Annotated in this window: 19 protein-coding genes; all 19 read right to left on the minus strand. The window is 70.8% G+C overall.

Features of this window, described 5'->3' with window-relative positions; genetic code table 11:
• Positions 1–16: 16 nt before the first annotated feature.
• On the minus strand, positions 17–1606 hold the full coding sequence (atpA, locus tag ACFWJB_RS15505; protein WP_385458271.1) for a F0F1 ATP synthase subunit alpha: 1590 nt from the start codon (positions 1604–1606) through the stop codon (positions 17–19).
• Between the two features lie 170 nt (positions 1607–1776).
• Positions 1777–2592: a F0F1 ATP synthase subunit delta gene (locus ACFWJB_RS15510; protein WP_386922706.1), complete on the minus strand. Its 816-nt coding sequence runs from the start codon at positions 2590–2592 to the stop codon at positions 1777–1779.
• Positions 2593–2597: 5 nt separating this feature from the next.
• Entirely contained in the window at positions 2598–3152 is a 555-nt protein-coding gene (locus ACFWJB_RS15515) for a F0F1 ATP synthase subunit B (RefSeq protein WP_385458272.1), read from the minus strand.
• A 41-nt stretch (positions 3153–3193) separates the two neighbouring features.
• Entirely contained in the window at positions 3194–3424 is a 231-nt protein-coding gene (gene atpE / locus ACFWJB_RS15520; RefSeq protein ID WP_009321656.1) for an ATP synthase F0 subunit C, read from the minus strand.
• Between the two features lie 75 nt (positions 3425–3499).
• Entirely contained in the window at positions 3500–4336 is an 837-nt protein-coding gene (gene atpB, locus ACFWJB_RS15525) for a F0F1 ATP synthase subunit A (RefSeq protein WP_003973630.1), read from the minus strand.
• Between the two features lie 210 nt (positions 4337–4546).
• On the minus strand, positions 4547–4981 hold the full coding sequence (locus tag ACFWJB_RS15530; RefSeq protein ID WP_385458273.1) for a hypothetical protein: 435 nt from the start codon (positions 4979–4981) through the stop codon (positions 4547–4549).
• A gap of 287 nt (positions 4982–5268) precedes the next feature.
• Entirely contained in the window at positions 5269–6552 is a 1284-nt protein-coding gene (locus ACFWJB_RS15535) for an MraY family glycosyltransferase (RefSeq protein ID WP_385458274.1), read from the minus strand.
• A 129-nt stretch (positions 6553–6681) separates the two neighbouring features.
• Positions 6682–7938, minus strand: coding sequence for a serine hydroxymethyltransferase (glyA, locus tag ACFWJB_RS15540; protein WP_386922710.1), 1257 nt, complete (start codon positions 7936–7938; stop codon positions 6682–6684).
• 167 nt (positions 7939–8105) lie between these two features.
• Positions 8106–8783, minus strand: coding sequence for a protein-tyrosine-phosphatase (locus ACFWJB_RS15545; RefSeq protein ID WP_385458276.1), 678 nt, complete (start codon positions 8781–8783; stop codon positions 8106–8108).
• Positions 8780–9427 carry an L-threonylcarbamoyladenylate synthase gene (locus ACFWJB_RS15550; protein ID WP_385458277.1) on the minus strand — a complete coding sequence of 216 codons (648 nt, stop codon included), beginning with the start codon at positions 9425–9427 and terminating at the stop codon, positions 8780–8782. Before ACFWJB_RS15550 ends, ACFWJB_RS15545 begins: the two co-directional genes overlap by 4 nt.
• A gap of 50 nt (positions 9428–9477) precedes the next feature.
• Entirely contained in the window at positions 9478–10323 is an 846-nt protein-coding gene (gene prmC / locus ACFWJB_RS15555) for a peptide chain release factor N(5)-glutamine methyltransferase (protein WP_385458278.1), read from the minus strand.
• A gap of 52 nt (positions 10324–10375) precedes the next feature.
• Positions 10376–11452: a peptide chain release factor 1 gene (gene prfA, locus ACFWJB_RS15560; protein ID WP_385458279.1), complete on the minus strand. Its 1077-nt coding sequence runs from the start codon at positions 11450–11452 to the stop codon at positions 10376–10378.
• 105 nt (positions 11453–11557) lie between these two features.
• A complete protein-coding gene (rpmE, locus tag ACFWJB_RS15565) occupies positions 11558–11782 on the minus strand; it encodes a 50S ribosomal protein L31 (RefSeq protein WP_018571447.1) in 225 nt (74 codons plus the stop codon).
• A 163-nt stretch (positions 11783–11945) separates the two neighbouring features.
• A complete protein-coding gene (locus ACFWJB_RS15570) occupies positions 11946–13088 on the minus strand; it encodes an LCP family protein (RefSeq protein ID WP_385458280.1) in 1143 nt (380 codons plus the stop codon).
• Between the two features lie 215 nt (positions 13089–13303).
• Positions 13304–15052, minus strand: coding sequence for a trypsin-like serine protease (locus ACFWJB_RS15575; protein ID WP_385458281.1), 1749 nt, complete (start codon positions 15050–15052; stop codon positions 13304–13306).
• Positions 15053–15276: 224 nt separating this feature from the next.
• On the minus strand, positions 15277–17313 hold the full coding sequence (rho, locus tag ACFWJB_RS15580) for a transcription termination factor Rho (protein ID WP_385467319.1): 2037 nt from the start codon (positions 17311–17313) through the stop codon (positions 15277–15279).
• A 411-nt stretch (positions 17314–17724) separates the two neighbouring features.
• Positions 17725–18654, minus strand: a complete 930-nt coding sequence (thrB, locus tag ACFWJB_RS15585; RefSeq protein WP_385467317.1) for a homoserine kinase — start codon at positions 18652–18654, stop codon at positions 17725–17727.
• A 387-nt stretch (positions 18655–19041) separates the two neighbouring features.
• Positions 19042–20100 (minus strand): threonine synthase, encoded by a 1059-nt coding sequence (gene thrC, locus ACFWJB_RS15590; RefSeq protein ID WP_386922715.1) that lies wholly within the window; start codon positions 20098–20100, stop codon positions 19042–19044.
• 6 nt (positions 20101–20106) lie between these two features.
• Complete coding sequence (locus tag ACFWJB_RS15595) at positions 20107–21399, minus strand: homoserine dehydrogenase (RefSeq protein WP_385467313.1); 1293 nt, start codon at positions 21397–21399, stop codon at positions 20107–20109.
• Positions 21400–21452 lie beyond the last annotated feature (53 nt).

Here is a 21452-nt window from a genome sequence, read left to right on the forward strand (position 1 = left end):
AGGTCCCTTCCTTACGTCACTTGGCGGTGGACGGGGCGTCCTCGCCGAGCAGCTTGCCGTCCGAGGTCTCGAACTGCTTCTTGAACGACACGATCGCCTCGGCGACGGCCTGCAGGGTGTCGTCGGACATCTTGCCGCCCTCGCGGATGGAGGTCATGAGGCCCTGCTCCTGGCGGTGCAGGTACTCCAGCAGCTCCTTCTCGAAGCGGCGGATGTCGGCGACGGGCACCTCGTCCATCTTGCCGGTGGTGCCGGCCCAGACGGAGACGACCTGGTCCTCGGTGGCCATCGGCTGGTACTGGTCCTGCTTCAGCAGCTCGACCATGCGCTGACCGCGCTCCAGCTGCGACTTCGACGCGGCGTCCAGGTCGGAGCCGAAGGCGGCGAACGCCTCGAGCTCACGGAACTGGGCGAGGTCCACGCGCAGTCGGCCGGAGACCTGCTTCATGGCCTTGTGCTGGGCGGAGCCACCGACGCGGGAGACCGAGATACCGACGTTCAGGGCCGGACGCTGGCCGGCGTTGAACAGGTCGGACTCCAGGAAGCACTGGCCGTCGGTGATGGAGATGACGTTGGTCGGGATGAACGCCGAGACGTCGTTGGCCTTGGTCTCGACGATCGGCAGACCCGTCATGGAACCGGCGCCCATGTCGTCGGAGAGCTTGGCGCAGCGCTCCAGCAGACGGGAGTGCAGGTAGAAGACGTCACCCGGGTAGGCCTCGCGGCCCGGCGGGCGGCGCAGCAGCAGCGACACGGCGCGGTAGGCGTCGGCCTGCTTCGACAGGTCGTCGAAGATGATCAGGACGTGCTTGCCCTCGTACATCCACTGCTGGCCGATGGCCGAGCCGGTGTACGGCGCCAGGTACTTGAAGCCGGCCGGGTCGGACGCCGGGGCGGCCACGATGGTCGTGTACTCCAGCGCGCCGTTCTCCTCCAGCGCGCGGCGGACCGACGCGATGGTGGAGCCCTTCTGGCCGATGGCGACGTAGATGCAGCGGACCTGCTTGTTCGGGTCGCCGGTGCGCCAGTTGTCGCGCTGGTTGATGATCGTGTCGACGGCCAGGGCGGTCTTGCCCGTCTGGCGGTCGCCGATGATCAGCTGACGCTGACCGCGGCCGATCGGGGTCATCGCGTCGACGGCCTTGTAGCCGGTCTCCATCGGCTCGTGCACCGACTTGCGCTGCATGACCGTGGGGGCCTGCAGCTCGAGGGCGCGGCGGCCGGACGTCTCGATCTCGCCGAGGCCGTCGATCGGGTTGCCGAGCGGGTCGACGACGCGGCCGAGGTAGCCCTCGCCGACGGCCACGGAGAGGACCTCACCGGTACGCGAGACCGGCTGACCCTCCTCGATGCCGCTGAACTCACCGAGGACGATGGCACCGATCTCGCGCTCCTCGAGGTTGAGGGCGAGGCCGAGGGTGCCGTCCTCGAACTTCAGCAGTTCGTTGGCCATGGCCGAGGGAAGACCCTCGACCTTCGCGATGCCGTCGCCGGCAAGGGTGACCGTACCGACCTCCTCGCGCGAGGCCGCGTCCGGCTTGTACGACTGGACGAAGTTCTCCAGTGCGTCCCGGATCTCCTCCGGCCGGATCGTGAGCTCCGCCATCTGAGTTCCCTGCTCTCCTTGTTGGGCCCGAAGTTTCACTTGGGGGGTATTCCACGAGTCGGGACTCCCCCCAATGAGAGGTGAATCCTCTGCACGGCCCAACCAGGGCCGTCGTAAGTACGTACTGCTTGTTGTGCTGTGCCGGCGGCCGTGCACGGCCGCCGTGGTCGCTAGCTCGCCAGCCGGCGGCCGGCGTCCTCCAGACGGTCCGCGATGGAGCCGTTGATGACCTCGTCACCGACCTGCACCCGGATCCCGCCGAGGACCTCGGGGTCCACGTCGAGGTTGAGGTGCATCGGACGGCCGTAGACCTTCGCGAGGGCGGCGCCGAGGCGCTGCTTCTGCGTGTCGCTCAGCGGCACCGCCGAGGTGACGACGGCGACCATCCGGTCTCGCCGGTCGGCGGCGAGCTTGGACAGGGACTCGAGTCCCGCCTCCAGGCTACGTCCCCGCGGCACGGTCACGAGACGCGTGACCAGACGCTCGGTGGTCCGCTCCGCCCGGCCGCCGAGCAGGCTGCGCAGCAGCTCGCTCTTGGCCGCGGTGGTGGCCGACCGGTTGGTCAGCGCGGCGCGCAGCTCGGTGTTCGAGGAGATGATCCGGCCGAACCGGAACAGCTCGTCCTCGACGTTGTCGAGCCGGCCCCGCTTCTGCGCGGCGGTGAGGTCGGCGGTGTTCGCCAGCTCCTCCAGCGCGTCCACCAGGTCGCGGGACTGCGACCAGCGGGAGCGCACCATGCCGGACACCAGGTCGGCGGCGGGGCCGCTGATCTGGGTGCCCAGGAGACGCTGGGCGAGCTCGGCCTTGGCCTCGCCGGCCTGCGCCGGGTCGGTGAGGACCCGACGCAGCGACACCTCGCGGTGGAGCAGCGCGGTGACGGCGGCCAGCTCGTCGGCGAGCGACCCGGCGTCCACGGACGTGGAGTCCGTCAGCGCGTCGAGGCGCTCACGCGCGGCGGCCAGGGCCTCGCGGCTCGCTCCGTGCATCCCACTCATCGGGTTGCCTCTGCCGTCGTCGCCTTGTCGTCCAGCTCGTCCAGGAAGCGGTCGATGACGCGGCTCTGGCGGGCGTGGTCCTCGAGGGACTCGCCGACGAGCTTGCCGGCCAGCTCGGTGGCCAGCTTGCCGACGTCCTGGCGCAGCGCGGACGCGGCGGCCTTGCGGTCGGCCTGGATCTGGGCGTGACCGGCGGCGATGATCTCCTCACGCTGCCGCTGGCCTTCCGCGCGCATCTCGGCGATGAGCGTGGCGCCCTGCTCCTGCGCCTCCTGGCGCAGGCGCGCGGCCTCGTGCCGGGCCTCGGCGAGCTGGGCCTTGTACTGCTCAAGGACGCTCTGGGCCTCGGTCTGCGCGGCCTCGGCCTTCTCGATACCGCCCTCGATGGCCTCGCGGCGCTCTTCCAGAACCTTGTTGATGTTCGGGAGGAGCTTCTTGGCGAGGAAGCCGAAGACGATGACGAAGGCGATCAGGCCGATGACGAGCTCGGGGATCGGCGGGACGAGGGGATTCTCCATCTCCTCGGCCGCGATCTGGAGCATCGGGCTCATGGGTTTGCCTTTCGTCTAGTCGGCTGGTCTGGGATCAGCGATCAGTAGCCGTAGACGAACGGCATGACCAGACCGATCAGGGCGAGCGCCTCACAGAAGGCGAAGCCCAGAATCTGGTTGGCGCGGATCAGGCCGGCCGCCTCGGGCTGACGGGCCAGGGCCTGGGTGCCGTTGCCGAAGATGATGCCGACGCCGACGCCGGGGCCGATGGCAGCGAGGCCGTAACCGATGGAACCGAGGGAACCTTCGACGGCAGCAAGGGTCTGGGACATGCCAGTTCTTCCTTTTCTTTACGGACCGGTGGGGGTTGGCCACCGGACGACTAGTGAGGTCTTAGGCGCGCTTGCTCAGTGGTGCTCGGCCATGGCGCCCTGGATGTAGGTGCACGTCAGAAGGACGAACACGTACGCCTGCAGAGCCTGGATGAAGAGCTCGAAGGCGGTCATCACCACGGTCATGATGAACGAGACGCCCGCGTAGGCGATGCCGACGCCGTTCAGCAGGTACCAGCTGGCGATCGTGAAGAGCAGCAGCAGGGTGTGGCCCGCGAACATGTTGGCGAAGAGTCGCACCGCGTGCGTGAACGGCCGGATCAGGATGTTCGAGAAGAACTCGATCAGCATGGCCAGCGGCAGCACCGGGCCGAGCGACTTGTCGTAGCCGGTGACGTTCTTGAAGAAGCCGACGAATCCCTGGCGCTTGAAAGTGAGCGTGATCCAGGTGACGTAGACGATCGCGGCGAGCACGGCCGGGTAGGCGATGATCGAGGTGACCGGGAACTGGGCGACCGGGATGATCGACCAGAGGTTCATCATCCAGACGAAGAAGAAGAGCGAGACGACGAGCGGGACGTACTTCTCGCCTTCCTTCTTGCCGATGGTCTCGTACACGACCCCGCGCCGGATGAAGTCGTAACCCGCCTCGGCGACCATCTGGAGCTTGCCGGGGACGACCTTCGGCTTGCGGAAGGCCGCCCAGAAGAACCCGACGATGACGATCGAACCGAGCAGCGCCAGCAGCATCGGCTTGTTGAAGTACAAGTTGCTGTCGTGGTCGCCCCACAGGGGCTCGAACAGGAACGAGTGCAGGCCGGGAGAAGGGAAGCCACAGCCGTCAAAGATGTGGCAGTCGGTCTCGAAGGCGAGCACCTGCGTCGGGTCAGCACTCACCGCGGGCTCCTTCATCGTGGCGCATGGGTACGGCAACCTCGTTGTGTCGGCGCGACGCGGGGCCGCGGTTCGGCACGGGACTGGTGTTACGGATGTGGGGGCGGCTGTGGGGCATCTCGCCTCGCGAATCGACAGGCGTCAGCTGGGATGCCCGTGCCCGCGATGCCGCAGTTGGCACCGGACGATAGCAGGACTTCACATGCCTCTTTATCCCGGCCCTACCCCTCACGACGAGTGGCCCGTCTTTTCGGGCTTTTTGCCCGACGGCTCGGGTTCGACGTAGAGAATCTTGGACTTCATGTGGGCGCGCGTCTGGGCGGCGATCCACGCGAGGGTGCCGGCGACCAGAGTGAGCGCGAAGGCCCGGGGGTTGAACAGCGTCGTGTTCTTGAACGCGGCGACGAAGACGAACAGCAGAAGAATCTGTGCCGCGTAGAGCATCAGGCCCATCGCCTGGAAGAGGTGCGGAAGCGATTTGGCGGTGCGCTGCAGGATGTAGAGGCCGAGCCCCATGAAGAGAATCACCACGAGCGTTCCCACCACGGCTCCGACCGCCCCCTTGCCGCCGGCGACCACGGCGCTGACGACGGCGGCTACCGCGCCGACGGCAGCCGTGGGCACGGCAGCCTGAAGCAAGATCCGGACGTCATTGGACGGCATGGCGGCAACTCCGCATTTCACAGGGGGCAGTGTGTCGTCATGGACGAGCGTAGTCCCGGGCCGAACGGAGTCCTGACGGCCAAGAGACCGTCGCACTACGGTCCTTAGGCTCTACCCGGGGGTTCTCGTGAACCGTATCACAAACTATTTGATGAGGTCTTTACCTGTGGGTGTGCTTGCTGTCACACATGAGAGTGACAGTGCGCGTTTGTGCAATTACCGCACCGACTTGTCTGGTATTGCGGAGATTTGCTCCCCCACGAGTTGGCAATGCTCTAGTCAGATTCTTACCTTGTGCCCGAGCGGGGTCCCACGGCGGTTGCGCCGTTGACGCCCGAGACGCCGACGGCGACCGGGACGAGTTCCTCCGCCTCTTCCGCGGCGGCCGGCGCCTCGGCGGCCGTCCTCCGGCGGCGCCGGTAGCGCGGCGGCACGAAGCGCTCGGCCCAGCGCGGGGCGCGCGGGGTGAAGCGCGGCAGCAGGAGCAGCACCAGGCCGACCGCGCTGAGGAAGACGACGCCCAGCACGATCCACATCGACGCCGAGTTGACGGAGTAGGCCAGCGTGCCGAAGGCGATCAGCGCGGACCAGAAGTACATGATCAGCACCGCGCGGCTGTGGGAGTGCCCGACCTCCAGCAGCCGGTGGTGCAGGTGCCCCCGGTCCGCGGCGAACGGCGACTGGCCGCGCCAGGTGCGCCGCACGATCGCGAGGATCAGGTCGGCGGCCGGGATGGCGATGATGGTCAGCGGCATCACCAGCGGGATGTAGACCGGCACCATCTGGTGCACCGTGCTGCGCTCGGACCCGCCGAACAGGCTGTCCGGGTCCACCTGTCCCGTGATGGAGATCGCGCCCGCCGCGAGCACCAGGCCGATCAGCATCGAGCCCGAGTCGCCCATGAAGATCCGCGCGGGGTGCATGTTGTGCGGCAGGAAGCCCAGGCACATGCCCATCAGGATGGCCGCGAACAGCGTCGCGGGAGCGGCGGCCTCGATGCCGTAGGAGTACCAGATGCGGTAGGCGTACATGAAGAACGCGGCCGCCGCGATGCACACCATGCCGGAGGCGAGCCCGTCGAGGCCGTCCACGAAGTTGACCGCGTTGATGGTGATGACCACCAGCGCGACGGTGAGGAGCGTGCCCTGCCACTGGGTCAGGGCCACCGTGCCCACGCCCGGCACCGGGATCCACAGGATGGTCAGACCCTGCACCACCATCACACCGGCGGCGATCATCTGGCCGCCCAGCTTGATCAGGGCGTCGATCTCGAACTTGTCGTCCAGGACGCCGATCAGCCAGATCAGGGCGGCGCCGGAGAGCAGGGCCCGCGGTTCGTTGGAATTCTCGAAGACCTCGGTGAGGTTCGTGAGGTGGTCGGCGACCAGCAGGCCGGCGCACAGCCCGAAGAACATCGCGATCCCGCCCAGCCGCGGCGTGGGTTCCCGGTGGACGTCGCGCGCCCGGATCTCCGGCATCGCTCCGGCCACGATCGCGAACTTGCGTACCGGCCCTGTCAGCAGATACGTCACCGCGGCCGTGACGCAGAGCGTCAGCAGGTATTCACGCACGGGCTTCCCCACAGGTCTCGCTGGCATTCCCAGCCCCACACCCTAGCGATGCGCGCATATGTGTGAGGACTTCCGGGTAGCGACGATGGTTGCACGAGCGGCTGTGCACAGGTGTGCGCCTACCCCGCCTCAGCCCGGATAGGGAGGGAATCCGGCGGTCAGGGCCCGTACGTCCGCCCGCGCCGCGACGGGGTCCGTGGTGCCCCGCAGCACACCGGCGAGCAGTGTGGCCACCGTCTCCATCTCCCGCTCCCCCATGCCCTGCGTGGTCAGCGCCGCCGTGCCCAGGCGCAGGCCCCGGACGTCCGCGTGCGGCAGCGCGCAGCAGTCCAGCACGATCCCGGCCGCCGCCAGCCGCCCCCGCGCCGCCCGGCCGTCGACGCCGAGCGGGGCCGGGTCGACGGTGAGCAGGTGGGTGTCGGTGCCGCCGGTGGTGACGACGAAGCCCTCCGCGGCCAGGTGGGCGGCGAGGGCGCGGGCGTTGGCGACGACCTGGTGGGCGTAGGCGGCGAAGGCCGGGGTGGCCGCCTCGCCGAACGCGACGGCCTTCGCCGCGACGGCGTTCATCTGGGCGCCGCCCTGCGTGAACGGGAAGACGGCCCGGTCGACCCGTTCGGCCAGTTCGCTCCCGCAGAGGATCATGCCGCCGCGCGGGCCGCGCAGCACCTTGTGCGTGGTGGCGCAGACGATGTCGGCGTACGGCACCGGGCTGGGCGCCGCTCCCCCGGCCACCAGGCCGATCGGGTGCGCGGCGTCGGCGATCAGGTAGGCGCCGACCTCGTCGGCGACGTCGCGGAAGAAGGCGTGGTCGATGTGGCGGGGGTAGGCGATCGAGCCGCACACGATCGCCTTGGGCCGGTGCGTGCGGGCCAGGGTGCGCACCTGGTCGTGGTCGACGAGCCCGGTCTCCGCGTCGACGCCGTAGCCGACGAAGTCGAACCAGCGGCCGGAGAAGTTCAGGGGCGAGCCGTGCGTGAGGTGGCCGCCGTACGGCAGGCCGAGCGCGAGGACGGTGTCGCCGGGGCGCAGCAGCGCGGCGTATGCGGCGAGCACGGCCGAGGAGCCGGAGTGCGGCTGCACGTTGGCGTGGTCGGCGCCGAACAGGTCCCGGGCCCGGTCGACCGCGAGCCGCTCGGCCGCGTCGACGATCTCGCACCCGCCGTGGTGCCGGGCGCCGGGGTAGCCCTCGGCGTACTTGTTGGCGAGCGGCGAGCCGAGGGCGGCCAGAACGGCGGGGGACGTGAAGTTCTCGGCGGCGATGAGCTGGAGCGTCGTCGACTGCCGGCGGCGTTCGGCGAGCAGGATCTCGGCCAGCTCGGGGTCCTGCCGCGGCAGCACGCCGGGCATGCCGTCATCGGCCTCGAGGATGTCGCGGGTGACCGACATGGTGCGCTCCGGGCGTGCGTCGACGGTGACGTACGACCAATGTAGGCCCGGAATGCCGGGAACGCCCGAGTTTTCCCTAGGTGGTCACCCGGGAGGGCCCACACGGGCCCCACGGCCGGGCCGGCCGCCCCTCAGGGCGCCGTCCCTCTCCGGTGCGGGTCCGGCGCTCACGTGCGGGCGGCGACGCCGGTCAGCGCCGTGACCACCGGGTCCAGCGCCTGGTGTATCTCGTCCCCGATCGACCGGAAGAACGGCAGCGGCGCCCCGTACGGGTCGTAGACCTCGTCCGCCTCCGCCGTCGGCGCGAGGAGCCACCCGCGTAGAGCCGCCGCCGCGCGCACCAGCGCCCGCGCACGCGCGACCACGCCCTCGTCCAGGGACGGCAGGGTCGCGGGGTCGATGGCGTTCACCAGCCGGGTGAACTCCTTGAGCGTGAAGGTGCGCAGTCCCGCCGAGTGCCCCATGGAGATGACCTGCGCCCGGTGGTCCCGGGTCGCCGTCAGCACCAGGTCGGCGCGGATGACGTGCTCGTCGAGCAGCTCGCGTCCGGTGAAGCCCGCGGCGTCCGCGCCGAACTCGGCCAGGACGGTCTCCGCGTTCGCCTCCATGGGCGCGCCCTCGTGGCCCCAGGTGCCCGCGCTCTCCACGATGAGGCCGCCGCCCAGGACGCCCAGCCGCTCCGTCACGAAATGCCGGGTCAGCCGCTCGGTGATGGGCGAGCGGCAGACGTTGCCGGTGCTGACGTGGAGGATGCGGAAGCTGTCGCGCGGGAAGCCGAAGGTCGTCGTCACCTCCGCGGCGCGTTCCCCGATGCCTATGCCACGCCCCGTCTCAGGGGCCGTCAATTCGCCACCTCGAGGTCGGGTACCACCTTGCGCAGCTCCTCCGCCGACAGCGCGCCCGCGCGCAGCAGCACCGGCACCTCGCGGGTGACGTCGACGATGGACGAGGGGACGTTGCCGGGGGTGGGGCCGCCGTCGAGGTAGACGGAGACGGAGTCGCCGAGCATCTGCTGGGCGGCGTCGCAGTCCTCCGGCGCCGGGTGGCCGGTCAGGTTGGCCGAGGAGACGGCCATGGGGCCGAACTCGGTGAGCAGCTCGATCGCGACGGGGTGCAGCGGCATCCGCACGGCGACCGTGCCGCGGGTCTCGCCGAGGTCCCACTGGAGGGACGGCTGGTGCTTGGCGACGAGGGTCAGGGCGCCCGGCCAGAAGGCGTCGACCAGCTCCCAGGCCTTCTCGGAGAAGTCGGTGACCAGGCCGTGCAGGGTGTTCGGCGAACCGATCAGGACGGGGCTGGGCATGTTGCGGCCCCGGCCCTTGGCCTCCAGCAGGTCGCCGACGGCCTCCGACGAGAACGCGTCGGCGCCGATGCCGTACACCGTGTCGGTGGGCAGCACCACGAGCTCGCCACGGCGGACGGCGGACGCGGCCTCACGCAGACCGGTCACACGGTCGGTCGCGTCGTTGGTGTCGTATCGCCGAGCCATTTAGCGGGCCTCCTCGTACACGTACTGCGGGGTCGTAGTCATCGGGCTGTTCACGGCATCGCCTTGCGGGCGGTCGCGAAGCGGGGACGGTTGTTGAGGTCGGGGTGGTCGGCCGCGTCGGCCCAGCCCCGCTCCTCGGTGAAGATCCACGGCACCTGGCCGCCCTGGGTGTCGGCGTGCTCGACGACGACGACCCCGCCGGGGCGCAGCAGGCGGTGCGCGGTGCGTTCCAGGCCGCGGATCAGGTCGAGGCCGTCCTCGCCGGAGAACAGGGCCATCTGGGGATCGTGGTCGCGGGCCTCGGGGGCGACGTACTCCCACTCGGTGAGCGGGATGTACGGCGGGTTGGAGACGACCAGGTCGACCTGGCCGTCGAGGTCCGGGAAGGCGGTCAGGGCGTCTCCCTGGCGCAGCTCGACCCTGGACCCCTCCATGTTCTTGCGGGTCCACACCAGGGCGTCCTCGGACAGCTCCACGGCGTGCACGCGCGAACGCGGCACCTCCTGGGCGAGCGCGAGCGCGATGGCACCCGAGCCGGTGCACAGGTCGACGATGCACGGCTCGACGACGTCCATGGCGCGCACGGCGTCTATGGCCCAGCCGACGACGGACTCGGTCTCGGGACGGGGCACGAAGACACCGGGGCCCACCTGGAGCTCCAGGTAGCGGAAGTAGGCGCGGCCGGTGATGTGCTGGAGCGGCTCGCGGGCCTCGCGGCGGGCGACGACCTCCCAGTACCGGGCGTCGAAGTCCGCGTCCGGCACGGTGTGCAGCTCGCCCCGCTTGACGCCGTGCAGGTACGCGGCGAGCTCCTCCGCGTCGGTGCGCGGCGAGGGCACGCCGGCGTCGGCCAGCCGCTGGGTGGCCTGGGCCACCTCCATGAGCAGCAGGTTCACGCTGGTCCTCCGGGGCTGAGCTGTGGTCCGGTGCGGGTGGTGCGCGTGGTGCTTACGCGGCGGCGAGCTTGGCCGCCGAGTCCGCGTCGACGCAGGCCTGGATCACCGAGTCGAGGTCGCCGTCCAGGACCTGGTCCAGGTTGTACGCCTTGAAGCCGACGCGGTGGTCCGAGATGCGGTTCTCCGGGAAGTTGTACGTGCGGATCTTCTCGGAGCGGTCGACGGTGCGGACCTGGCTGCGGCGGGCGTCCGCGGCCTCCTTCTCCGCCTCCTCCTGTGCCGCCGCGAGCAGCCTGGAGCGCAGGATACGCATCGCCTGCTCCTTGTTCTGCAGCTGGCTCTTCTCGTTCTGGCAGGAGGCGACGACTCCGGTCGGCAGGTGCGTGATGCGCACGGCGGAGTCGGTGGTGTTGACGGACTGGCCGCCGGGGCCGGACGACCGGTAGACGTCGATGCGCAGGTCGTTCTGGTTGATCTCGACGTCGATCTCCTCGGCCTCGGGCGTGACGAGCACGCCGGCCGCGGAGGTGTGGATGCGCCCCTGGGACTCGGTGGCGGGCACGCGCTGCACGCGGTGCACGCCGCCCTCGTACTTCAGCCGGGCCCAGACGCCCTGGCCGGGCTCGGTGGCGCCCTGGCCGCCCTTGGTCTTCACGGCGACCTGGACGTCCTTGTAGCCGCCCAGCTCGGACTCGGTGGAGTCGATGATCTCGGTCTTCCAGCCGACCCGCTCGGCGTAGCGCAGGTACATGCGCAGCAGGTCGCCGGCGAACAGCGCCGACTCGTCGCCGCCCGCGCCGGCCTTGATCTCGAGGATGACGTCCTTGTCGTCGCTGGGGTCGCGCGGGACGAGGAGCAGGCGGAGCTTCTCGGTGAGCTCCTCGCGCTGCTTGTCCAGCTCCTTGACCTCGGCGGCGAAGTCCGGGTCGTCGGCGGCGAGTTCGCGTGCGGTCTCGATGTCGTCGCCGGTCTGCCTCCAGGAGCGGTACGTGGCGACGATCGGGGTGAGCTCGGCGTAACGCTTGTTCAGCTTGCGCGCGTTGGCCTGGTCGGAGTGGACCGACGGGTCGGCGAGCTTCTTCTCCAGGTCGGCGTGCTCGGCGACGAGTTCCTCGACGGCCTCGAACATCTTGGGCTCCTGCTACTGCGGTGAAGGGGAAGGCGGGCGACCAAAAACGCCGGTCCCGGCGCCCCCCGTCCGGGGTGCGGCCGTGGACCGGCGATCGGCGGCTCGCTACTTCTTGGAGCCGGCGGCAGCCTTGCCGAAGCGGGCCTCGAAGCGGGCCACGCGGCCACCGGTGTCGAGGATCTTCTGCTTGCCCGTGTAGAACGGGTGGCACTCGGAGCAGACCTCGGCGCGGATGGTGCCGGAGTCGATGGTGCTGCGGGTGGTGAACGACGCGCCACAGGTGCAGCTGACCTGCGTCTCGACGTACTCGGGGTGGATGTCGCGCTTCAAGGTGTCTCCTAGGTTCGGGAGGGCGCCGGGTCGCCGCCGCGGGATGCGGGGACGTGAACCGGGGCCGACGTACCAGTCTGCCAGGACCGGCCGCATCGTCCAAAACGGGGGGCGGGAGGGATCTATTCCCGGTGCGGCCGCGCCTTCGGGGGTGCCGGGCGGATCAGGACGCCGACACGACGTCCTTGGCCTCGCCGGTGGCCGTGTCGGCCGTCGCGCCCGCCGGGATGGGCCGGTCGTTCCGCAGCGCGTCCCACACCTGCCGGGCCTTGGCCTTCTCGACGAGGACGCGGTTGCCGTCGGCGGGGTCGTAGACCACCGGCATGGTGACCATGTGCATCTGGCCGGGGTCGATGCCCTTCAGGCCGCTCGCGAAGGACATCAGGGAGTTCACCGAGCCCAGGTCGGAGTCGGTGGTGACGGTCTTGGTGGCGGTGTCGGCGACGTCGTACAGCTTCTTCGGGTTGCCGAGCAGGCCGATGTCCTTCACCTGGTGGACCAGGGCCTTGACGAAGGCCTGCTGGAGCTGGATGCGGCCCAGGTCGGAGCCGTCGCCGACGCCGTGCCGGGTGCGGACCAGGCCGAGGGACTGCTCCCCGTCGAGCCGGTGGGTGCCGGCCCGGAGGTCGAGGTGGCTGTCGGGGTCCTTGATGTCCTCGGTGGTGGTGACCTGGACGCCGCCGAGGTCGTCGACGAGCTGCTGGAAGCCGTTGAAGTCGACCTCGAGGTAGTGGTCCATGCGCAGTCCGCTGACCGACTCGACGGTCTTCACGGCGCAGGCGGCGCCGCCGGTGGAGTAGGCGGAGTTGAACATCACGTCCGTCGCGGCGGGGTGCTCGCCGCCGTCCGCGCCGGTGCACTCGGGCCGGTCGATGAGGGTGTCGCGGGGGATGGAGACCACGCTGGCCTTCTTGTGGCCCTTGTGGACGTGCACGACCATCGCCGTGTCGGAGCGGGCGGTGCCGTCGTCGGTGCCGCCGCCGAGCCGCTTGTTGCCGCCGGCGCGGGTGTCGGAGCCGAGGACGAGGATGTTCTCGGAGCCGTCGTCGGCCTTCTCGGGCCGGTCGGCGCCGAGGACCTGGTCGATGTCGACGCTCGTGAGGTTGCCGTTGAGCTTGAAGTACAGGACGCCGGCTCCGGTGCCGCCCAGGATCACGATGCCCGCGGCGGTCCAGGCCGTGACGAGCAGCGCCCTGCGGCGTCTGTCACGGGGCTTGCGGCGCTGACCCTTGCCCCGGGGGCGTTTCCCGTCGGTGCGGGACTCTCCGGGGCCGGGTATGGGATCCGGCATGCTCTCGGCGGACATGTGCTCCTCGGTTCTCGTCCGGTCGGCTACCCCCTGTGCTCAGGGTCGGGTCGGTGCGGCTTGGGCGGTTCTCCACCGGTACCTCACCATCGTCCCCCCGTACGTCGGACGGCGGAACTCGGGACAGGGTCGCACAACGCACTGTGCCCGGCGCGTGGCGCGCCGGGCACAGAGAGTCGCCGGTTCGACCGCGAGTTCCGCGGTCACCTGCGGTTTCAGCCGAGGATGTCGAAGCCGCCGTAGCCACTGCCGGTCTGCACGGCTGTGGCGAAGATCGCGGTTCCGGCCTTGCCGGTGCCGGCGTACAGGAACATGTTCCCGGCCTTGGTGACGGCCAGCACGTCGGCCTTGCCGTCCCCGGTCACGTCGCCGGGCGAGACGACGGTCTTGACCTCGGGCCAGCTGCGCAGCTTGATCCGGGGCGAGAAGGCGCTGGTGGCCGTCCCGCGGCCCGGGTACAGGTAGAGGTCGCCGTTGCCGGCGCGGGCGAGCAGGTCCGCCTTGCCGTCACCGGTGAAGTCGCCGTGGCCGCGGAGCTGGTTGTAGGCGGAGAAACCGGTGGTCACCTTGATCGGGCTGCCGAAGGTGCCGTTGCCGCGGCCCGGGTAGAGCAGCAGGGTGTTCGCGGAGTCCAGCGAGAGCAGGTCTGCCAGGTCGTCGCCGGTCAGGTCGCCCGGCACGAGGATCTGCTTGCGGCTGCCCCAGCCGGTGGCGAGGGTCTTGTGCGCCCAGGTCTGGCTGGACGGCTGGTAGTGCGACCAGACCAGGCTGCCGTCGGTGCCCCGGTTGACGAGGTCCTGGTAGCCGTCCCGGTCGAGGTCGGCCTGGACGACGAGGTTGACGCCGCTCCAGTTGCCCCAGGCCTCGCGGGCGGCGAAGCCCTTGCCCGTGGAGTTCTGGGAGTAGCCCACCTTGCTGGACGCCTGGCGCAGCCACAGGTCGGCACGGCCGTCGCCGCTGATGTCGGTGTCGTCCACCCGCGGGTAGGTCACCCCGGCGTAGGTGCTGACCTTGGCGAAGACGCCGTACGCGCCCTGGGCGACGCAGTCCTCCACGCCCCAGGAGACGACGCCGACGACACGGCCGCCGACGACCAGCGGGCCGCCGGAGTCGCCGTTGCAGGTGGTGACGGTGCCCGCGTCGGATCCGGTCGCGGGGGCGCCGGCGCAGACCATGTGGCCCGCGACGTAGTCGGCTCCCCAGGCGCCGCCGCAGGTGGCGTCCGACTGGATGGGCAGGGTGGCCGTCTTCAGCACGTCGGAGAGGTCGTCGGTGGTGGAGGTGGTGCGGCCCCAGCCGTAGACCTTGGCGGCGGTGCCGGCCCGGTAGGAGGCCGTGTCGGCCGACGTCGTCATCGGGATCGGCTTGGCGCCGACCGGGTTCGGCAGGGTCAGCAGGGCCATGTCGTTGTCGATGGTCACGGCGTTGTACGACGGGTGGTTCCACTGCCGCCACACACCGGACACGGTGCCGCCGTGCAGGTCGCTGCCCGTGGCCAGCTGCGCGGTGCCGGTGACGACGGCGCCGTTGGCGTACCAGTTGTAGCCCTTGACGCAGTGCGCGGCGGTGAGGATCTTCGTCGGGGCGACGACGGCGCCGCCGCAGAAGAAGCCGATGTCGTCGCTCTCGCCCGCGGTGCCGCGGTCGTCGTAGTACCAGAGCTGGGCCATCCACGGCGCGGTGGAGATGCCCGTCTGCGTGCCGCCGATGATCTTGGGATCGATCGAGGCGGCGTCGCCGCCGGTGATCCCGCGCTGGGCGCGGCCCGCGTGGTCGCCGGCCTGCTCGTCACCGGCCGCGGCGCCCGCGATGCGCCGCTGGAGCTCGGCCTGCGGCACCGTCCGCGCGGCGGGGCCGACCGCCGGGCCCGGCGCGGTGGGTGCGGCGGCGGCGGGCGACGTCGTCAGCGTGGCGGCCACGAGCCCGGCGAGGCCCGCGGCGAACGCGGGCAGCGCGATGCGCATCCTGCGTCCGTGACGACGGGGCCGTCCGGACGCGGACAGGGATGTGTGCACTCAAGTCCCCCCAGGAGATGAGAAGTTCACGAAAAAGAGCGGCAGGACGCCCGTTGATCCCCCCGGACGCCGCGCACTCGCGAAGGCGTGATCGTACACCTGTCCACAGACAACGCACAGGGCCGCCCCCGTCACGGGTGTGACGGGGGCGGCCCTGTGGTGGTGCGAAGACGTCAGTCGCCGTTGCCCGGCGTCGGGGTCGTCTTCTGGATCTGCAGCAGGAACTCGGCGTTCGACTTGGTCTGCTTCATCTTGTCGAGGAGCAGTTCGATCGCCTGCTGCGAGTCGAGCGCGTGCAGCACCCGGCGCAGCTTCCAGACGATGGCCAGCTCGTCGCTGCCGAGCAGGATCTCCTCCTTGCGGGTGCCGGACGCGTCGACGTCCACCGCCGGGAAGATGCGCTTGTCGGCGAGCTTCCGGTCGAGCTTGAGCTCCATGTTGCCGGTGCCCTTGAACTCCTCGAAGATCACCTCGTCCATGCGGGACCCGGTGTCCACCAGGGCGGTGGCGAGGATGGTCAGCGAGCCGCCGTCCTCGATGTTGCGGGCCGCACCGAAGAAGCGCTTCGGCGGGTACAGGGCGGTCGAGTCGACACCACCGGACAGGATGCGGCCGGAGGCCGGGGCGGCGAGGTTGTACGCACGGCCCAGACGGGTGATCGAGTCGAGCAGCACGACGACGTCGTGGCCCAGCTCCACCAGTCGCTTGGCGCGCTCGATGGCGAGCTCGGCGACCGTGGTGTGGTCCTCGGCGGGACGGTCGAAGGTCGAGGAGATGACCTCGCCCTTCACCGACCGCTGCATGTCGGTGACCTCTTCCGGACGCTCGTCGACGAGGACGACCATCAGGTGGCACTCGGGGTTGTTGTGGGTGATCGCGTTGGCGACCGCCTGCATGATCATGGTCTTGCCGGTCTTCGGCGGGGCCACGATCAGACCGCGCTGGCCCTTGCCGATGGGCGAGACGAGGTCGATGATGCGGGTGGTCAGGACGCCGGGGTCCGTCTCCAGGCGGAGGCGGTCCTGCGGGTACAGCGGCGTCAGCTTGTTGAACTCCGGCCGTCCGCGGCCGTGTTCGGGCGCCATGCCGTTGACGGAGTCCAGGCGGACCAGCGCGTTGAACTTCTCGCGCCGCTCGCCCTCCTTCGGCTGCCGCACCGCACCGGTGAGGTGGTCGCCCTTGCGCAGGCCGTTCTTGCGGACCTGGGCGAGGGAGACGTACACGTCGTTGGGACCGGGCAGGTAGCCGGAGGTCCGGATGAACGCGTAGTTGTCGAGGATGTCGAGGATGCCCGCGACCGGGATCAGGACGTCGTCCTCGTTGATCTGCGGCTCGGCGGCGATCTCGTCGCGCCCGCGGCGGCCCCGGCGGTCCCGGTAGCGGCCGCGACGGCCGCGGCGGCCGCCGTCGAAGTCGTCCCCGTCCTCGTCGGCCCGCTGCTGGCGGTCCTGACGGCCCCCGCCCTGCTGCTGGCGCTGCCCGCCGCCCTGGTTCTGCTGGTCGTCGCCCTTGTTGCGGCGGTCGCGGTCACGGCCGCGGTCGCGGTCCCGGTCGCGGCGGTCGCGGCGGCGGCCCTCGGCGCCGTCGTCGCCCTGCTGCTGGCCCTGGGACTGCTGTCCGGAGTCGTTGCGCTGCTCGCCCTTGGCCTCGGCGACGGCCGTGTCGGTACCGGCCGGGCTGCCGGCGTCGGCGGTGGCCCGGCGACGGCGGCGCTCGGCGGGGGCGTCGTCGGCGGGGGCGCCCGACTGGTCGGCGGGGACCTTCGGGGACGGCTGGCCGGGGATCTCGATCTGCTGCTGGGCCACGGCCTTGTCGGCGGCCGTCCGGTCCGCCTTCTTCTCGGCCTTGCCGGCCTTCGCCGCCTTCTCGGCGGCGGCACCCTCGTCGCCCGTACGGGTCCGGGAGGTGGCGCGGCGCTTCGGCTTGGTCTCGCCGGCGGCGTCCGCGGCGGGCGCGGCCTTGGCGGGGGCGCCGCCCGCGGCCTGCGCCTCCTTGATGACCTCGATCAGCTGGCTCTTGCGCATCCGCGCGGTGCCCCTGATGCCGAGGCCGGATGCGACCTGCTGCAGCTCGGCCAGCACCATGCCCTCGAGGCCGGTACCGCGGCGCCGCCGGGAGCCCGCACCGGTGGCAGGCGCGGAGGCGTCCGTGGCGGGCGCGGCAGCGGTCTCCTCGACACGTGCGCCCATCAGATCGGTGGTGTCGCTCACGAAGGGTCCTTCCCTGGAGCGGACGTCGGCCTGTCTGGCTCGGCGACCGGTTGTGCTGTCCGGCTACGGTCCTTGCTGTGTGAACCGTGCCGGGGCGGTGGTCCGCCCATTCGGCGGAAGAGATATCTGGTGATGGCGCTCCCCCTGGCCGTGGCACCCAGTCTCGGTGTCACGCGGTGTGGTCGCACCGGTTCCGGAGCGTGCCCGGCGGGCCGCTCAGTGTCCGTGTCGGCCGTACCAGTGATGTACGGCGTCGAGCACACAATGCGGCTTGGGGAGCTCCCGGAAGAATGTCTGTCCCGGACGGGGACACGAGGCACCTCGCCATGGTGGGGTCGGGTGCAGACTTGAGATTAACACTACCGGATCCAACAAACATTCCCCCTCTCGAAATCCGGCAACCGTCCGCGGCTACAGGTCACCGGACGTCGCCAGTGGCAGGACGCATGCGCCCTGCTGGTCCAGGCTCAGCCGGTTGGCCGCCCAGTCCGTGCCCGCCAGCGCCTCGACCTTGTCGGCCGTGCCGGCGTCGGCCAGCGCCATCACCGTGGGACCGGCGCCGGAGATGACCGCGGGGATGCCGTCGCCGCGCAGCCGCTCCACCAGTGCGGCGCTCTCCGGCATGGCCGGCGCGCGGTACTCCTGGTGGAGGCGGTCCTCGGTGGCCGGCAGCAGCAGCTCGGGGCGCCTGGTCAGGGCCTCGACGAGCAGGGCGGCACGGCCCGCGTTGGCGGCGGCGTCGACGTGCGGCACGGTGCGCGGGAGCAGACCGCGCGCGGTCTCCGTCAGGACCGGCTTTCCGGGCACGAAAACCACCGGAACGATGGAATCGGACGGCTCCATCCTGATCGCCCGGGCGGCCCCGGACTCCATCCAGGAGAGGGTGAAGCCGCCCAGCAGGCAGGCCGCCACGTTGTCGGGGTGGCCCTCGATCTCGGTGGCGAGGTCGAGCAGCGCGGCGTCGTCGAGGCGGGCCTCGCCGCCTATGGTCACCGCGCGCGCGGCGACGATGCCGGCGCAGATGGCGGCGGAGGAGGAGCCGAGGCCGCGTCCGTGCGGGATGCGGTTGGCGCAGACGATCTCCAGGCCGCGGGGCTGGCCGCCGAGGAGGTCGAAGGCGGTGCGCAGGGACCGGACGAGGAGGTGTTTCTCGTCGCGCGGCAGCGTCTCGCTGCCCTCACCCGCGATGTCGATGTGCAGCCCGGAGTCGGCCACCCGGACGACCACGTCGTCGTACAAGCCCAGCGCGAGGCCGAGGGCGTCGAAGCCCGGGCCGAGGTTGGCGCTGGTGGCGGGGACGCGCACCCGGACGGCGGCGGCGCGGAACGCTGGACCGGCCATCGCTCGATGACTCTCCTTGAGCTGCGTGGTGGTCGAATGACGTTCGATCGGCATTCGGTGACGAACAGATTCCCCCGGGGTCGCCGCTTCCTGCCGAACGGGCGACCGCACCGCCGCCGCTTGCCGACCGCGGAGACAGCGCGGTACCGCGGCATATGCGGCGGGCGGGTTCGGTACAGCCTATCCAAGGATGGTTCCGCGGCGACATAGGGCGCACGGGAGGCGCACGATGCGTGTCGCAAGCCCCCTGTGCACCCCCCGTCAAGGGCTTTCCCGGCTGGGCGTCTCTTACGCCCGTTCGCGCCGGTGGAAGCGGCGCGTTTCCCGCCGGCGGGACGGCCGGGCCGTCCCGCCGGGTGCCCGGCCGCGGTCGCTCCGGGCGGGGTCTCAGACGAGGCCGAGGCGCTCGGCCGCGGTGGCCGCGTCGACGGGGACGGTGACCGGCTGGGGGGCGCCGGCGACGGCCCAGTCGGGGTCCTTCAGTCCGTTGCCGGTGACGGTGCAGACGATGCGCTGTCCCGGGTCGACCTTGCCCTGCTCGGCGGCCTTCAGCAGACCGGCCACCGACGCGGCGGACGCGGGCTCGACGAAGACGCCCTCCTGGGAGGCCAACAGCCGGTACGCGCGCAGGATCTCACGGTCCGTCACCTCGTCGATGGCACCGCCGGACTCGTCCCGCGCGGCGAGCGCGAAGTCCCAGGAGGCGGGGTTGCCGATGCGGATGGCGGTGGCGATCGTCGACGGGTCCTTGACGACCTCGCCGCGCACGATCGGGGCGCTGCCGGAGGCCTGGAAGCCCCACATGTGCGGCCTCCTCGTGCTGACCCCGTCGGCGGCGTACTCCTTGTAGCCCTTCCAGTACGCGGTGATGTTGCCCGCGTTGCCCACCGGCAGGACGTGGATGTCGGGCGCGTCGCCGAGCATGTCCACGATCTCGAAGGCGGCCGTCTTCTGCCCCTCGATACGGACCGGGTTGACCGAATTGACCAGCGCCACCGGGTAGTTGTCGCTGAGCGCGCGGGCCAGCGTGAGGCAGTCGTCGAAGTTGCCGTCGACCTGGAGGATCTTCGCGCCGTGCACGAGGGCCTGGCCCATCTTGCCGAGCGCGATCTTGCCCTGCGGCACGAGCACGGCGGAGACCATGCCCGCGCGCACGCCGTACGCGGCGGCGGAGGCGGACGTGTTGCCCGTGGAGGCGCAGATGACGGCCTGCGCGCCCTCCTCCTTGGCCTTGCTGATGGCCATGGTCATGCCGCGGTCCTTGAAGGACCCGGTCGGGTTCGCGCCCTCCACCTTGAGGTGGACCTCGCAGCCCGTGCGCTCGGAGAGCACCTGCGCGGGCACGAGCGGCGTGCCGCCCTCACGGAGCGTCACGACGGGCGTGCTGTCGGAGACCGGCAGCCTGTCCCGGTACTCCTCGATGATTCCGCGCCACTGGTGGGTCATTGCTGGTTACTCTCCTTCAACCCGCATGATGCTGGCGACACCCCGCACGGTGTCGAGCTGTCGCAGCGCCTCGACGGTGCCGCCGAGGGCGGCGTCGGACGCTCGGTGGGTGACGACGACGAGGGAGGCCTCGCCGTCCTTGCCCGACTGCCGGACGGTGTCGATGGAGACACCGTGCTCGGCGAACACGGTCGCCACCTGGGCGAGGACGCCCGGTTTGTCGGCGACGTCGAGGCTGATGTGGTAGCGCGTGACGACGTCGCCCATCGGCGAGACGGGCAGTGCGGCATAGGCGGACTCGCCGGGGCCGGTGGCGCCGCCGATCCGGTTGCGGCAGACGGCGACGAGGTCGCCGAGCACGGCGGACGCGGTCGGCGAACCGCCGGCGCCGGGTCCGTAGAACATCAGCTGCCCGGCCGCGTCGGACTCCACGAAGACGGCGTTGTAGGCGCCGCGCACGCTGGCCAGCGGGTGGCTGAGCGGGATCATCGCGGGGTGCACGCGCGCGGTGACCGACGCCCCGTCCGCGGCCCGCTCGCAGATGGCGAGCAGCTTGATGGTGCAGCCCATCTCCTTGGCGGAGGCGAAGTCGGCGGCGGTGACCTCGGTCATGCCCTCGCGGTGGACGTCGTCGAGGCGAACGCGCGTGTGGAAGGCGATCCCGGCGAGGATGGCGGCCTTGGCGGCGGCGTCGAAGCCCTCGACGTCGGCGGTCGGGTCGGCCTCGGCGTACCCGAGGGCGGTGGCCTCGTCGAGGGCCTCCTGGTACCCGGCGCCGGTGGTGTCCATGGCGTCGAGGATGAAGTTGGTCGTGCCGTTGACGATGCCGAGCACCCGGTTGACCTTGTCGCCGGCGAGGGACTCGCGCAGCGGCCTGATCAATGGGATGGCGCCGGCGACGGCGGCCTCGTAGTAGAGGTCCTTGCCGTTCGCGCCGGCCGCGGCGTGCAGGGCGGCGCCGTCCTGGGCGAGGAGGGCCTTGTTGGCGGAGACGACGGAGGCGCCGTGCTCGAAGGCGGTGGTGATGAGCGTCCGGGCGGGCTCGATGCCGCCGATGACCTCCACGACCACGTCGATGTCCCCGCGTTTGACGAGGGCGGTGGCGTCGGTGGTGACCAGGGCGGGGTCGATGCCCTCACGCACCTTGTCGGGCCGGCGCACGGCGACGCCCGCGAGCTCCACCGGGGCCCCGATGCGGGCGGCGAGGTCGTCGGCGTGCGTCGTCATGATGCGCGCCACCTCTGAGCCGACCACTCCACAGCCCAGCAGCGCCACCTTCAGCGGACGCGTACGCATCATCCGACCTCGTTTCCTTCATACCTTCTACGGTGGGACCAGTCTCACGCACCGGA

It is taken from the genome of Streptomyces sp. NPDC127100, from assembly GCF_042724095.1.
Taxonomy (GTDB): Bacteria; Actinomycetota; Actinomycetes; order Streptomycetales; family Streptomycetaceae; genus Streptomyces.

Bases quoted from the DNA above. Each gene is read 5' to 3' on its own strand.
- atpA (WP_385458271.1), bottom strand. From the start codon at position 1,606: ATGGCGGAGCTCACGATCCGGCCGGAGGAGATCCGGGACGCACTGGAG.
- ACFWJB_RS15510 (WP_386922706.1), bottom strand. From the start codon at position 2,592: ATGCACGGAGCGAGCCGCGAGGCCCTGGCCGCCGCGCGTGAGCGCCTC.
- ACFWJB_RS15515 (WP_385458272.1), bottom strand. From the start codon at position 3,152: ATGAGCCCGATGCTCCAGATCGCGGCCGAGGAGATGGAGAATCCCCTC.
- atpE (WP_009321656.1), bottom strand. From the start codon at position 3,424: ATGTCCCAGACCCTTGCTGCCGTCGAAGGTTCCCTCGGTTCCATCGGT.
- atpB (WP_003973630.1), bottom strand. From the start codon at position 4,336: ATGAAGGAGCCCGCGGTGAGTGCTGACCCGACGCAGGTGCTCGCCTTC.
- ACFWJB_RS15530 (WP_385458273.1), bottom strand. From the start codon at position 4,981: ATGCCGTCCAATGACGTCCGGATCTTGCTTCAGGCTGCCGTGCCCACG.
- glyA (WP_386922710.1), bottom strand. From the start codon at position 7,938: ATGTCGGTCACCCGCGACATCCTCGAGGCCGATGACGGCATGCCCGGC.
- ACFWJB_RS15550 (WP_385458277.1), bottom strand. From the start codon at position 9,427: ATGGCTCGGCGATACGACACCAACGACGCGACCGACCGTGTGACCGGT.
- prfA (WP_385458279.1), bottom strand. From the start codon at position 11,452: ATGTTCGAGGCCGTCGAGGAACTCGTCGCCGAGCACGCCGACCTGGAG.
- ACFWJB_RS15570 (WP_385458280.1), bottom strand. From the start codon at position 13,088: ATGTCCGCCGAGAGCATGCCGGATCCCATACCCGGCCCCGGAGAGTCC.
- ACFWJB_RS15575 (WP_385458281.1), bottom strand. From the start codon at position 15,052: ATGCGCATCGCGCTGCCCGCGTTCGCCGCGGGCCTCGCCGGGCTCGTG.
- thrB (WP_385467317.1), bottom strand. From the start codon at position 18,654: ATGGCCGGTCCAGCGTTCCGCGCCGCCGCCGTCCGGGTGCGCGTCCCC.
- thrC (WP_386922715.1), bottom strand. From the start codon at position 20,100: ATGACCCACCAGTGGCGCGGAATCATCGAGGAGTACCGGGACAGGCTG.
- ACFWJB_RS15595 (WP_385467313.1), bottom strand. From the start codon at position 21,399: ATGATGCGTACGCGTCCGCTGAAGGTGGCGCTGCTGGGCTGTGGAGTG.